The 14,394-nt window shown below is 46.4% G+C and carries 10 protein-coding genes; 7 read left to right on the forward strand and 3 right to left on the reverse strand.

Translation table 11 applies throughout. The features are described 5' to 3' along the window. Window positions 1-164: 164 nt before the first annotated feature. The 3 genes from Q1V85_RS13640 (at window position 165) to Q1V85_RS13650 (ending at window position 5,062) form a co-directional block, all read left to right on the forward strand. Window positions 165-1,637 (forward strand): cation:dicarboxylase symporter family transporter, encoded by a 1,473-nt coding sequence (locus tag Q1V85_RS13640; protein WP_300600814.1) that lies wholly within the window; start codon window positions 165-167, stop codon window positions 1,635-1,637. 9 nt (window positions 1,638-1,646) lie between these two features. Then, the gene (locus Q1V85_RS13645) at window positions 1,647-2,438 is read left to right on the forward strand and encodes a VTT domain-containing protein (protein WP_300600816.1); all 792 of its coding nucleotides are present in this window, start codon (window positions 1,647-1,649) and stop codon (window positions 2,436-2,438) included. Between the two features lie 209 nt (window positions 2,439-2,647). Next, window positions 2,648-5,062, forward strand: a complete 2,415-nt coding sequence (locus Q1V85_RS13650) for a glycoside hydrolase family 3 N-terminal domain-containing protein (protein WP_300600818.1) — start codon at window positions 2,648-2,650, stop codon at window positions 5,060-5,062. A gap of 671 nt (window positions 5,063-5,733) precedes the next feature. On the opposite strand, the gene Q1V85_RS13655 is transcribed toward Q1V85_RS13650, so the two are convergent. Further along, a complete protein-coding gene (locus tag Q1V85_RS13655; protein ID WP_300600820.1) occupies window positions 5,734-6,792 on the reverse strand; it encodes an RluA family pseudouridine synthase in 1,059 nt (352 codons plus the stop codon). Between the two features lie 100 nt (window positions 6,793-6,892). On the opposite strand from Q1V85_RS13655, the gene lipB reads away from it, so the two are divergent. Further along, window positions 6,893-7,636, forward strand: coding sequence for a lipoyl(octanoyl) transferase LipB (lipB, locus tag Q1V85_RS13660; RefSeq protein ID WP_300600822.1), 744 nt, complete (start codon window positions 6,893-6,895; stop codon window positions 7,634-7,636). Between the two features lie 452 nt (window positions 7,637-8,088). On the opposite strand, the gene Q1V85_RS13665 is transcribed toward lipB, so the two are convergent. After that, window positions 8,089-8,697, reverse strand: coding sequence for a DUF6624 domain-containing protein (locus tag Q1V85_RS13665; RefSeq protein WP_300600824.1), 609 nt, complete (start codon window positions 8,695-8,697; stop codon window positions 8,089-8,091). Window positions 8,698-9,135: 438 nt separating this feature from the next. Next, window positions 9,136-10,818 carry a hypothetical protein gene (locus Q1V85_RS13670; protein ID WP_300600825.1) on the reverse strand — a complete coding sequence of 561 codons (1,683 nt, stop codon included), beginning with the start codon at window positions 10,816-10,818 and terminating at the stop codon, window positions 9,136-9,138. Between the two features lie 628 nt (window positions 10,819-11,446). Here Q1V85_RS13670 and Q1V85_RS13675 point away from each other — a divergent pair. From Q1V85_RS13675 to Q1V85_RS13685, 3 genes are all read left to right on the forward strand, one after another. Continuing rightward, complete coding sequence (locus Q1V85_RS13675) at window positions 11,447-12,301, forward strand: prephenate dehydratase (protein ID WP_300600827.1); 855 nt, start codon at window positions 11,447-11,449, stop codon at window positions 12,299-12,301. Next, a complete protein-coding gene (locus Q1V85_RS13680) occupies window positions 12,292-13,461 on the forward strand; it encodes an aminotransferase class I/II-fold pyridoxal phosphate-dependent enzyme (protein ID WP_300600829.1) in 1,170 nt (389 codons plus the stop codon). The genes Q1V85_RS13675 and Q1V85_RS13680 overlap by 10 nt, the downstream gene beginning before the upstream one ends. Before the next feature lie 61 nt (window positions 13,462-13,522). Then, complete coding sequence (locus tag Q1V85_RS13685) at window positions 13,523-14,374, forward strand: prephenate dehydrogenase (protein WP_300600831.1); 852 nt, start codon at window positions 13,523-13,525, stop codon at window positions 14,372-14,374. The last annotated feature ends 20 nt before the right edge of the window (window positions 14,375-14,394 follow it).

Below are 14,394 nucleotides of genomic sequence, written 5' to 3' on the forward strand. Positions count from 1 at the left end.
TTTAATGAGTAGTTTATTTTTTTAACAAAATATAATATACTAATGAAAAGTAAGCAATAATACGTTTCCCGGAGATAACTTATTCTATTTTTTTAAAAAATTATTAAAAAGGGAACTGCCTTTTTCAGGCTAAACCTTTAGTTTTGGCAAATAACTACTCGACTATGAACAAAAGAAAAGCCGGGTTTCTTTCTATTATACTTTTTACAATTGCTGCTGCTTTTCACCTCATACATGAAGAATGGACCCCGATGCCGGGCGCGTTGCTTTTTGGCCTGCGGTGGATCGTGATCGGTAGCCTGATCCTTTTCGCCGGGTATAAACGGTCGCTCACTACCTGGATCTTTGTGGCCATGGCCATCGGGATCGAGATCGGGGTCGATTTTCCGGCGTTCTCGCAGAACCTTAAATTTCTAAGCACCATCTTCCTGCGGCTGATCAAAACCATTGTGGCGCCCTTATTATTCTCTACGCTGGTGGTGGGTATTGCCAGTCACAGTAATCTCAAACAGGTAGGACGGATGGGGTGGAAGTCTATACTTTATTTTGAGATAGTAACCACTTTCGCCTTGATAATAGGGTTGGTGTTTATAAATATTACCCAGGCAGGAAGCGGTATTAAAGTACCCGAGGCCCTGTTGAAAGACCTTCCCCGTTCCCAGGAAAAAGTGTTGCAGCAAAAAGTGATCACCATTATGGATAGCGCCGGGGTACCGGTGCCGCCGCATTTGATTGATAAACTGCCCGATCCTTCTGAGAAAACATGGCAAGATCATATCGTCGATATCTTCCCGGAAAATATTGTAAAATCAATATATGAGGGAAATGTGCTGCCCATCGTGGTATTCAGCCTCATTTTTGGGATCTCGCTGGCCATGCTTTCCGAACAACGGAAAAAGCCGCTGATCGATTTTACGGAAAGCCTTTCCGAAACCATGTTCAAATTTACCAACCTGATCATGCACTTTGCGCCCTTCGGCGTGGGTGCTGCTATCTCCGTTACGGTGGGGCACCTGGGTATTGATATTTTAAAGAACCTGGGGATGCTGTTGATAACCCTGTATCTGGCACTATTTGCATTTATATTGGTAATATTGGTACCCATTGCCCTGTTTGTGGCGCGCATTCCCCTGCGGCGATTTATACAGGCCATTAAAGAACCGGTTTCCATTGCTTTTGCCACTACCAGTTCAGATTCTGCTTTACCTAAAGCGTTGGCTAACATGGAGAAGTTTGGCGTACCTCGAAAAATAGTTTCGTTCGTGATCCCGACAGGATATACCTTTAACCTGGATGGTACCACCCTTTATTTATCATTGGCGTCGGTATTTGTGGCCCAGGCTGCAGGGATCCATTTGTCCTTTGGGGAGCAGCTGATGATTGGCCTGTCGCTGATGCTGAGCAGCAAAGGTGTGGCTGCGGTACCGCGGGCTTCACTGGTGATCCTGATCGCTACGGCGCATACCTTTAATTTACCCTTATGGCCCATCATGGCTATTTATGGAATTGATGAGCTGATGGATATGGCCCGCACTTCTGTTAATGTTATCGGAAATACCCTGGCAAGTTGTGTAATTGCCCGTTGGGAAGGAGAATTTGATGAACAAAAAGCCTTGAATTTTGTAGAGGATAATTAAAACCAAATAATGATTGAACTTTTAAGCAGTTTTAGCTGGACGGATTTGTTGCAACCGCAATGGTATATTGAGAATGGCGGCTTATGGCTTTTACTTTTTGTGGTGTTTGCAGAAACCGGTCTGTTTGCCGGGTTCTTTCTTCCGGGCGACACCCTTTTATTTATTGCGGGGATCTATGCCCATAAAATTGGAGAGGGCGCCACTGCGGAACCCGGACTAACGCACCAGTTTTTAAAACTCTTTAATTTAGGACATATTCAGAATGAATGGGTAGACCTGGTGGTATTGTGGGCGTTGATCTCTTTTTGTGGGATCATGGGGAATATGCTGGGATATTGGACCGGTCGCAAAGTAGGACCAGCCATGTATCACTGGCGCGAAAATTTCTTCTTCAAACGCCGGTACCTGGAGCAGGCACATGAGTTTTATGAAAAACATGGAGGCGGTGCCATTATTGTTGCACGTTTTCTGCCCTTTATCCGCACATTTGCACCCATCATTGCCGGCATCGTGGGAATGAACCGGGCCAAATTTACCTTTTATAATGTGGTGGGCTGTATTGCCTGGGTGTTCTCCATGTTATTTGCCGGACATTTTCTGCAGAAATGGCTGATGAGTGCCTTCCAGTTCGACCTGAAACAGCATTTGGAATATATTGTACTGGGCATTGTAGTGGTAACCACGGCCCCCGTGATCCTTAAGCTGATGAGTGGCAAGAAAAAAGCCAAAGAAAAAGAAGCTGCTGCAGCCGCGGCAGCCGCAAAAAAGGCGCTGGATGCTGCCGCCGAAAATGTCGAATAATTGAATCTTATAGTATATTAGATAAAGATACAGCCTGCGTCAGCGGGCTGTATTCTTTGGTACAATCTTGTTCCCATCTGTCTGAGTTAATAACGCTCCATAGAGTCCCCCGGTCTCCTGCCCTGATTCGTGTCCTCACGAATCAGAAAGAGAATGGATTTTGTTGCTTACCTGAATTATTTATCTTGCACTACCGCAAATTTGATTGAATGAAATTTATTGTTACGGCCTTTACGATGCTGGCGACATCTGCCACCCTGTTTGCTCAAAAAAGTATTTACCATAAAGACTGGATCGATTTTAATAAAAACGGTAAAAAAGATATTTATGAAGATCCTGCGGCTTCGCTTGAAGCAAGGGTAAAAGACCTGTTGGGGCAGATGACCATCGATGAAAAAACCTGTCAGACAGCCACGCTGTACGGTTTTGGAAGGGTGTTGAAAGATGAGCAACCTACCCCCGGCTGGAAGAACGAAGTATGGAAGGATGGAATTGCCAACATCGATGAAATGCTGAACGGACTGGCGCGTAATAAACGGGCCCAGACAAAATATTCCTATCCCTTTAGTGCCCATGCAACAGCGATCAATAATGTGCAGCGATGGTTTATTGAAGAAACCCGGCTGGGCATTCCGGTAGATTTTACCAATGAAGGGATCCATGGACTCAATCATGATCACGCTACCGCTTTCCCGGCACCCATCGGCATCGGGTCTTCCTGGAACCGGAACCTGGTGCGGCAAATGGGGCAGATCGTAGGCCGGGAGGCCAAGGCCCTGGGGTATACCAATGTGTATGCGCCCATCCTGGATGTGGCCCGTGATCAGCGCTGGGGAAGGGTGGTGGAAACCTATGGCGAGGAACCGTTTTTAATCGGACAGCTGGGTACCGAAATGGCGGCAGGTATCCAGGAAAATGGTGTGGCATCTACTTTAAAGCATTTTGCGGTATATAGCATTCCAAAAGGAGGTCGGGATGGTAATGCCCGCACGGATCCCCATGTGGCTCCGCGGGAAATGCATCAGCTATTCCTGTATCCCTTTAAAAAGGTGATCGCCAATGCGCACCCGATGGGGATCATGAGCAGCTACAACGATTGGGATGGGATACCGGTAACCGCCAGTCATTATTTTTTAACGGAGTTGCTGCGGCAGCAATTTGGGTTTGATGGCTATGTGGTTTCCGACAGCAGGGCGGTGGAATTTGTATCCGAAAAACACCATGTGGCAAAAGATTATAAAGAAGCAGTAAAGATGGTCATAGAAGCAGGACTGAATGTGCGTACCGAATTTGACCCACCCGAAACCTTTATACGGCCATTGCGCGAACTGGTGAAAGAAGGAAGCCTGTCTGTAGAAACGCTCAACCAGCGGGTAGCAGAAGTGCTGCGGGTAAAATTCAGACTGGGATTGTTTGATCAGCCCTATGTAAAGGATCCGAAGAACGCAGACCGTACCGTTGCTACAAAAGAATCGGAGGCCGTAGCATTGCAGCTGAACCGGGAATCGCTGGTATTGCTAAAAAATGCCCCGCCACAGGGACAAACACAACCTTTGCTGCCGCTCTCCGCCAGTCAGTATAAAAAGATCCTGGTAACCGGACCGCTTGCTGATGAAAAAAGTCACGCCATCAGCCGTTATGGTCCTTCAAATAAAGAAGTGATTTCCGTATTGGAAGGCATCCGGAACTATGTGGGCAACGGGGCCACCGTTGCATATGAAAAGGGATGTGAGGTGGCCGATGCTACCTGGCCGGAGAGCGAGATCATCGAAACCCCGCTTACAGAAGTGGAAACGGCCGCGATCGATAAAGCAGTGGAAGCAGCAAAACAAAATGATGTAGTGATTGCCGTGGTAGGCGAAGATGATAAGCGTGTGGGGGAAAGTCTTTCGCGTACGGGGCTAAACCTGCCCGGAAGGCAATTAAAACTACTGCAGGCGTTGAAGAAAACCGGTAAGCCCATTGTAATGATATTGATCAACGGTCAGCCGCTTACGATCAACTGGGAAAACCGTTACCTGGATGCGATCCTGGAAGCCTGGTTCCCCGGACCGCAGGGCGGGATAGCCGTGGCCGAAGCCGTTTTTGGGGCCTATAACCCCGGAGGTAAACTAACGATGACCTTTCCCAAAACCACCGGGCAAATTGAATTGAACTTTCCGTTTAAACCGGCATCGCATGCAGGTCAGCCCGGTGATGGTCCCAACGGTTATGGCCGTACGGCGGTTGTAGGTGCCCTGTATCCGTTTGGTTATGGGTTGAGCTATACCCGTTTTGAATATTCGGATTTGCAGGTATCGCCGGAAAAAGGCAAAACGCAATCGGACATCCAGGTTGCCGTAACCGTAAAAAATACTGGGGTGGTAAAGGGTGATGATGTGGTACAGTTGTACGTGAAGGACCGGGTAAGCAGTGTAACTACCTACGAGTCGGTGCTGCGGGGATTTGAACGGGTATCACTGAATCCCGGAGAGGTAAAAACGGTACATTTTAAATTAACCCCCGAGGATCTTTCCATCCTGGATAAGGACATGCATTTTGTGGTAGAACCCGGCACGTTTGATATCATGATCGGCAGCTCTTCAGAAGATATCCGCCTTAAGAAGAGTATTGAACTGGAATAGTGGAGAAGCCGTTCCAGGTTTCACGTTTAAAGTTCCAGGTTAGATCCGTTTTATACTCGATGTACGATCTCATTTTCAAGTTTCTTCCCGGTTCAACGCTAAATCCGCTTGGCTCTTGATGATCAACTGAAAACTGATGGCTGAAAACTGAGAACAGTTCTAGGTTTAAGGTTTCATGTTGGATCCGTTTTTATACCCGATGTACGATCTCATTTTCAAGTTTCTTCCCGGTTCAACGCTAAATCCGCTTGGATCTTGATGCATCAACTGAAAACTGATAACTGATAACTGATAACTGAGAGCTGAGAGCGGTTCCAGGTTTAAGATTTCACGTTGGATCCATTTTTATACCCGATGTACGATCTCATTTTCAAGTTTCTTTCTGGTTCAACGCTAAATCCGCTTGGCTCGTAATGATTAACTGAAAACTGATGGCTGATAGCTGAGAGCGGTTCCAGGTTAGATCCGTTTTTATACCCGATGTGCGATCTCATTTTCAAGTTTCTTTCCGGTTTAACGCTAAATCCGCTTGGCTCTTGATGATCAACTGAATACTGATGACTGATAACTGAATGCTAAATGCATACTCCAGGTTGGAAACCATTTTATGCACGACGAGCTATTCACCATTACCTCATTCTCCATTCCCACATTCTCAAATTTTCAAATTCCTAAGCCCGGTTTGTATACCGCCGCCACTTCTCAATGACCGCTTCCATATCCTGTGGCAGGGCACTGTCAAATAAAATTTCTTCATTGGTATCCGGGTGTACAAAGCCCAGTGTTTTGGCATGCAGGGCCTGCCGGGGACAAAGCTCAAAACAATTGTCTACAAATTGCTTGTATTTGGCATAAACGGTGCCCTTTACAATCTTATCGCCGCCATAAAAGTCGTCGTTAAACAGCGGGTGCCCGATGTATTTCATATGCACACGGATCTGGTGGGTGCGACCGGTTTCTAAAATGCATTGCACCAGGGTTACATATCCAAAACGCTCCAGTACCCTGTAATGCGTGATGGCTTCTTTTCCGTGGTCACCTTCGGGATAAGCTTCAAACAGCTTCCGGAAACGAAGGTTGCGGCCTACATGAGCAATGATGGTGCCTTCGTCTTCCTCCACATCACCCCAAACCAGGGCAATATATTTCCGGCTTACGGTATGGTCAAAAAACTGTTTGGCAAGCGAACGCATGGCTTTTTCCGTTTTGGCCAGTACCAGTAGCCCGCTGGTATTTTTATCAATACGGTGTACCATACCAAACCGCGGAAGCGTTTCTTTCGTAATGGCCGCATTTTGTTGTTGTAAATGGTAGGCCACAGCATTGATCAGGGTACCATTGGGGTTACCGGATCCGGGATGAACCACCATGCCGGGGTTCTTATTAATAATTAAAACAGCCGCATCTTCATAGGCGATGTTGAGCGGGATATTTTCCGGAACGATCTCATTTTCGTCCGGGGCCATATCCGTATACACAACAACCTCCTGGGCGCCTCTTAACTTATAATTCGGTTTTACCTCCTTGCCATCTACCAGTACCATATTGTTACGGATGGCCTGCTGGATCTTGTTCCGGGTAGCCCCTTCGATCCGGTTCATCAAATATTTGTCGATCCGGAAAGGTTCCTGTCCCTTATCGGTTTTGTATACAAACTTCTGGTACAGTTCGTCACTGCCATCTGCACTTGCCGGAAAATCATCCAGCGCTTCTGTTTCGTCTAGTTTCATTGATAAACAGCGTTTTAATATCCGCGAAAATATTGTTTATAGCTTCCAAACCCTGCAAATGTAAGACATCCGTTTTTCTTGGTACCTTTACAGATCAATTATGAGTCAACAGGAAGTTTGGTTTAAAGATATCGGAGCCATGCGGTATAAAGATGCATGGGATTACCAGGAACAATTATTACAGGAAAATGTAGCCATTAAAACGGCGTTGCGTGAAGCTGAGGACCGGGGTGAAACGTCAACTGTTAACTATCACACCTCAAACCATCTGCTGTTTGTGGAGCATCCGCATGTATATACGCTGGGTAAAAGCGGGCATATGGAAAATGTGCTGCTGAGTGAAGAAAACCTGGCAAAAAGAGGGATCGATTTTTTCCGGATCAACCGGGGAGGAGATATTACCTATCACGGTCCCGGACAGATTGTAGGCTATCCCATTTTTGACCTGGAGCGTTTTTATACCGATATCGGCCGCTACCTGCGGAATATTGAAGAAGTGGTGATCCGTACACTTTCCGATTATGGACTAAAAGGGGAACGGTCGCCGGGAGAAACCGGCGTATGGCTCGATCCTTCTGTAAAAGGCCGGGAGCGGAAGATCTGCGCCATCGGCGTGCGTACCAGCCGCTGGATCACCATGCATGGCTTTGCATTGAATGTAAATACCAATCTCGATTATTTTAATTTCATTATACCCTGCGGTATCCAGAACAAGCAGGTTACCTCCCTGCAAAAAGAACTGGGCCGGGAACTGGATATGGAAGCGGTGAAACAACAACTTAGAAAAAACTTTGAGGAGGTATTTGAGATCCGGCTCCGGTCTGAAGCTGATAAGCTGCAATAAAATCCCGTTGTATTCTGTTTGCCCTGCAACATCAATAGGGTGATGATAAACATGCTTATGGTTATCCCGGGCTGTTCTGGAATCTATTGCTGTTTCAGGAGCCGTTGAGTGATCATATAGATACCTGAAGGAAATTCGGGCTGAACGAAAGTGTAGCTGGTTTTAACGTATAACGTAATCTGTCATTGGCAGATGTCATCCCGGACTTGTTCCGGGATCTATTCCTGTTTCAGGGCTATATGAATGCGATGTAGATGCTGATCCGCCGCGACGGATCAGTATAATTAAAGTATGCATTAGCCTATGTGTCTATATGGTTCATTTGGTGCAAATACGCTGATTGTGCTTGTTCGGCGATATGTTGTGCACGATTAAAGCCGGTGCTCAATCTGCGCATCCGCGGCTTAAAGCAAACGCCATTGATTCAATATGCCACATTTCCTCGTGGCAGATCATGGCTGCTGCATTTTATGCGCATCAAAATAGTCCTTTTTCTTCTTCAGTATAGCTTCACTCTCCGGCAGGTCCCGGTAGTATTGGGCCCATGTCCACGTAGAATCTATCGATACTTTTAAATGATCAATCAGGGGTTCCATGCCGATCTCTTTTCGCCAGCTGTCCACCTTATCCGGGTCGAGGAGCGGGGCCAGTAATGTTTTATGTTTGCTGATCAGGAATTGCTGGGTGCCGTATCGCTGCTTCATACCCTTATCCCCGGCAATCCGGTCCTCCAGGTAGCCCAGGTATTTTGGCGGCAGTTTTTTCTCTGCTACTGCCTGCCTTACCATACCCAGGTATTGTTCCCGTGTATGCAGATCTGCATGCTGAAGTACCGCCCAAACAGTGATGGAACCTTCAATTCCAACCTGCTTGGGATCGGGCCAGCCTTCATGATCCAGGATCTTGCGGACAGCCAGCAAATTGATGGAATCAGCCTGGTGTATCTTTTTAAAGACGGCTTTTAGCTTTGCAGAATCCACCGGCTCCGCATTTACAATCGGTTCAATTTCCAAACGGTACCGCTGATCTTCATAATCAATGGCCGCCAGTTGATCCATCATGGATGAGGATCTGTTGGCCTGAACAGGTATTTCCCGGGGCCTGGTATGTGTGCAGGCTGCTGTGCACCATAAGAGCAAAAGCATTGGAGGCAAATGAAAAATGGAGGTACTTTTTTTCATATGGAATTTAGCAGGAAAGTTAGGAACGAAATTTCATAAGAAGCTGTTATCAATCTTACTTAAGAGAATGAAGAGTGAATAAGAACTAAATTACATTGATATTTAATTGTTGATTTTTATTCTATTACAAAATTTATAAGAATTTTTAAAAGAAGTAAATGCTCGTTCACTGCCCGTCCGGGGAAAATGTAACATACCCCACAAACCATCATACAAGGAATGTTTACGCTCCCTGCATCTTACAACTTCTTTCCATAGGGGCCAAAAAAAATCCCCGCCCAAAATGGGCAGGGACGTATTTGTTATAGCAAAAAGTGACTATTTTTTGCGAAGGTTCGGGTGCGGAGGAGCGATTGTATTCGGTCCGTCTTCGCCCGGTGCAGCTGCACGGATATCTACCGTATTGCAGTCACCACCTTCCTGGCCGGAAGAGAAGATAAAGCGATCTCCGCTGATGCCTTCTTTTTCCTGTAAGTGTGTGATCACTTTATTTACATGATCCCAGCTTAATTGCTGTTGTTTTTTAGTTGCTGCGCAATAACCTACTACCACTACTTTACAGTTGGGGTTTGCTCTTAATTTAGAAGCTACAACCGCTAAAGAAGCAGCAGCATCAGCAGACAGGGTGTTAGAGTTTGCCTTGAAGCTTACACCTGGTAAAGCACCCAGCAGGGTAGCGCACTCCGGCTCAGCTACTTTGCAATCATTAGGGCAGGGGCATTTACCAACGCCATCAGCATTTACCGGCTGGCAATAGGTAGGAGTAACCAGTTCTTTGTCTCTGCAATCAGGAACACCGTCACCATCCGTATCCAGGCTTACACCATGAGAGTCAACCGGGCAACCAGCAGGAGTTTGCTCCTGGTCGAACTGATCGGTTACACCATCGCCATCGGAATCAGGAAGAACGATTTCAGGTACGCGGCGCAGTTCACCGTAAGCGTAATTGGTTGGGTTCAGCCAGTACAGCGGTTCAACTCTTCTCTTTTTAGAACCGATGTTATAGTTGATACCCAAAGTAAGATAGTTCATGAAATCTTTATCCGGAGTCAGGGTACCCTGATCGGTCCAGCGCTGACCATCCATCAGGTCAGATCCGTTATAGATGATGCGGTCTTCCAGTGCAATGTTGAAGCGTGGGCTTAAACGGAGCGCCAGACCCATACCTCCAGTAACAGACGGTGCGATAGAACCGGCAAACAGGTGCGAGTAACGGATGCTTGGATCAGCTTCGATCGGAGTATCGTACATATCATCCTGCAGGTCTTTCAATTGTTTCAGAATGTCTTTCTTTCCGGTAGCTGTAATTTTACTGTAGTCGTAAGCGGCACTTTCTGCATCACCTCTTACTTCATGCATCGCATTTACACGGCCATCCCAGGTAGTAACACCCACACCTCCCAAAACATAGAAGGTTGCGCCTGTTTGAGGCTTGTAAAAGCGGATGTTATGAATATTGGCAATCAATTGCAGGCTCAACTCCTGTACCGTGGTTTTGTAGTTATAATACACCTGGGGGAAGTTGATGGGGTTCCATACAGTTCCACCCGGCAGTACGCTGTTACGCTGGTAACGGTAGTACCAGGGATTGGCCATGCCGGCAAATTTATATCCGGAAGAAGGGCGCCAGTCCTGTCCTTTAGCAATGCCGTACATATACTCCAAACGCAGCGACAATGTGTGTCCCAGCGATTTCCGTACATGTAAACCAAAACCCGGGCTGATCATTTCAGAACGTACATCTCCGTTCACGCTGAACAAACCACCTTTGATACCAATTTCCCACATATCCCGGGGTTTTGGCGGAAAGTCGGTACGCCCGTTTACAAAATCACGGAATTGCTGCTGCTTTTTGCTGGAATAATATTGAGAGTCAGTAACAGAAGCCGGCCCATAGATTGCATGAGGGGCTTTGTAAGGATGTGTTTCGCTAACCTGTGCACGCGAGCTGCCAAAAGAGCAGATAGCTAAGGCTAGGAGAACGGTTTTGGAATGGTTCATATATTTTAGGTTTTGATATATTCGTCAGTTTGCCACTGCTGTACCGGCTTAGGAATACAGGAACAGTGGTAAATATATAGTGACGTGCAAATATATGATTTGCCGGGGATTTGTTAAAAAATAATTAAGGGGCAAAATAAAATTTTTTCGAGGTGGAAATTTCAAAGGCAGAAGCACGGGAGTGCACATGGCGGCTCATTTCGGATATCCGTTTTTTTTGATCATAAAAATAAAAAAAATCCGGTGGCGTTGCGGGCCGTACCGCGCGCCTGTTTCCGCTATAAACGGGGCATTGGTGTTGCGCAGATCAGATGCAATGCACAGCTTATGTAGAAGGTGCCGCCGGTTATATGTATTTAAAAGTAGTAACGGTTAAAATGAATTTTACTTAAAAACTAGCGTTAGTTTTAAAATATTTTTGAAATATTTATTTTGAAATTTAGAATTTCGTTTTATATTTGGGCCTCAATTATGAGAGCAGCAAAATTTTTTACCTGGTTTTATTTTAGCTTTTTCTTTTTTAGCGGAAAGCCGGGTGCGTTTTTGTTGAAATAAATTTGTAACAACATATTCAACATAAAGGATCCCGGCAGAAGAGGCCGGGATTTTTTTGTAATTAACGAAAAAAATGACAAAGGGAACAACGCAGGCAGATACCGTACACATGGCCATACAGGGGTATGAAGGAAGCTTTCACCAGGAAGCGGCAAACCTCTTCTTTAAGAAAAAGGTAACGGTGGAATGTTGCGATACCTTTAAGGAGGTGATTGCTGCGGCGAAGGACCCCAACCGTACAGACGGCTGTCTGATGGCCATCGAAAACTCCATTGCCGGGAGTATTCTTCCCAATTATAATTTATTACAGGCGAGTGATTTGAGTATTGTAGGTGAAGTATATATGCAGATCAACCAGAATCTGCTGGTAAACCATGACGTGGAGCTGGAAGATATCAAGGAAGTACATTCCCATACCATGGCCCTGCAGCAGTGTTATGAATACCTGGATCAGTTCCGGTGGAAACTGGTAGATGCAGAGGATACCGCACTGAGCGCCCGGCACATTGCACAACACAAGGCCCGGCATATTGCGGCCATTGCCAGCAAACTGGCGGCAGAGCTTTATGGGCTTAAGATCATAGCCCCCAAGATTCAGACATTAAAAAATAACTATACGCGTTTTTTAGTACTGCGCCGGAAAGAAGACCTGGCAGAAGGTATGGAAGGCAATAAAGCGTCCATTAATTTTCATACCGATCATTCCAAGGGAAGCCTGGCTCGGGTATTATCCATTATTTCAAAGGAAGAAGTAAACCTTACCAAACTTCAAAGCTTTCCCATCCCGGGAACAGAATTCCGGTACCAGTTTCATGCGGATATGGAGTTTGAACAGCTTAGTGATTTTGAAAAAGTAATGGGAAAAATAAAACCGGTAACCACGGGTTTAAAAATTTACGGTATTTATAAAAGAGGTTCATGGAAATAGCAAAAAGACTACAGGGGGTGGGAGAGTATTATTTCTCCAAAAAACTGAGGGAGATCGACGAGCTGAACAAACAGGGAAAGAACATTATCAACCTGGGTATCGGAAGCCCAGACCTGCCTCCGCACCCGGAAGTGGTAAAAACGCTTCAGGAGGAAGCCCAGAAACCCAATGTGCACGGCTATCAGAACTATAAAGGAAGCCCGGTGTTGCGGGAGGCTTTCGCCGGTTGGTACCGGCGGTGGTATGGCGTGGCACTGGATCCGGAAACGGAAGTATTGCCGCTGATCGGCAGCAAAGAAGGCATTATGCACATTTGCATGACCTATCTGAATGAAGGCGATGCCGCGCTTGTGCCCAATCCCGGGTACCCAACCTACCGGAGCAATGTAACCATTGCCGGTGGTGTATGCATCGATTATGAATTAAAAGAAGCAAACGGTTATCAGCCGGATCTGGAAGCCATAGAAGCAGGCGACCTCTCCAGGGTAAAACTGATGTTTGTAAATTATCCGCAGATGCCAACCGGGCAGCAGCCGGATATGGAAGTATTAAAGAACCTGGTTGCGTTTGCAAAAAGACACGGGATCTTGCTGGTGCACGATAATCCGTACAGTTTTATTCTTAATGAACACCCTGCCAGTATCCTGAGCATTGAAGGCGCTAAAGAAGTAGCCGTAGAACTCAATTCGCTTAGCAAATCGCACAATATGGCCGGCTGGCGGGTAGGCGTGCTTTGCGGAGCCGCCGCACGAATTGATGAAGTATTGCGTTTTAAGAGCAATATGGACAGTGGCATGTTCCTGCCGGTGCAGCTGGCAGCCGCTACAGCCCTGAGTTTGGGCAACGACTGGCATGAAGAAGTAAATGCGATTTATAGCGCAAGAAGGAAAAAAGTATACGACCTGCTGGATCTGCTGGGATGCCGTTATTCCAAAGAACAGGTAGGCCTGTTTGTTTGGGCCGCCATCCCGGATGGGTATAAAGATGGATATGAGCTGGCAGATGCGGTGTTGTATAATGCCCATGTGTTTATAACGCCGGGGGGAATTTTTGGTAATGCCGGCGACCGTTATATCCGGATCAGTCTATGCGGGTCGGTACAGCGGTTTGATGAGGCCATCACCCGGGTAAACGAACAAATTACAAAGATCCGGAGCTGAGTACCGGGAAGCAACCAGCACCTGGTATCCGGAACCTAACATTTGAAGTACAAAAAAGCAAATGAGCAATCGCAAAAGAATCGCAATTATAGGAGTGGGACTCATCGGAGGATCGATCGCCCTGCAATTGCACGAAAAGAAGCTTTCTTCCAAACTGGTTGGAGTAGAATCCAGCAGTGAACATGCCGAACAGGCATTGGAATATGAACTGGTGGATGAGATCTGCGAACTGGATGAAGCCATTGCGGAGGCAGAAGTGATTGTACTGGCCATACCGGTAAACAAAATGGTACATTTGCTGCCGCAGATCATGGATAAGGTAACGGATCAGATTGTGATGGACATGGGCTCAACAAAAGCATCGGTTATTGATGTGTTAAAGGATCATCCCAGGCGGGGGCGCTTTGTAGCCACGCATCCCATGTGGGGTACGGAGTACAGTGGCCCCAAATCGGCGGTGCGCGGAGCCTTTGAAGGAAAGGCGGTGATCATCTGCAACCCGGATGAATCGGATGCAGATGCCCTGGATTGGGTAAAAAAAATGTATGCCAAGATCGGTATGCGGGTGGTGGAAATGGAAGCAAAGGCGCATGACCTGCACGTGGCCTACGTAAGTCATATCAGTCATATTACGTCCTTTGCACTGGCCAATACGGTACTGGAAAAAGAAAAAGTAGAAAGTGCCATTTTTGAGATCGCTTCGGCGGGTTTTGAAAGTACGGTACGTTTGGCAAAAAGTAACCCGGATATGTGGGTACCCATTTTTTTGCAGAATAAAGACAATATCATCGACGTATTAACAGAGCATATCGATCAGCTTACCCGGTTTAAGGAATCCATACAGGGAAATGATCCCGGCCGCTTACAGGCACTGATCGCAGATGCCAATAAGATCCGCCGCATCATCAAATAACGATATATAATAACAACTCT

This window comes from Niabella sp. (assembly GCF_030150205.1).
Lineage (GTDB): Bacteria > Bacteroidota > Bacteroidia > Chitinophagales > Chitinophagaceae > Niabella.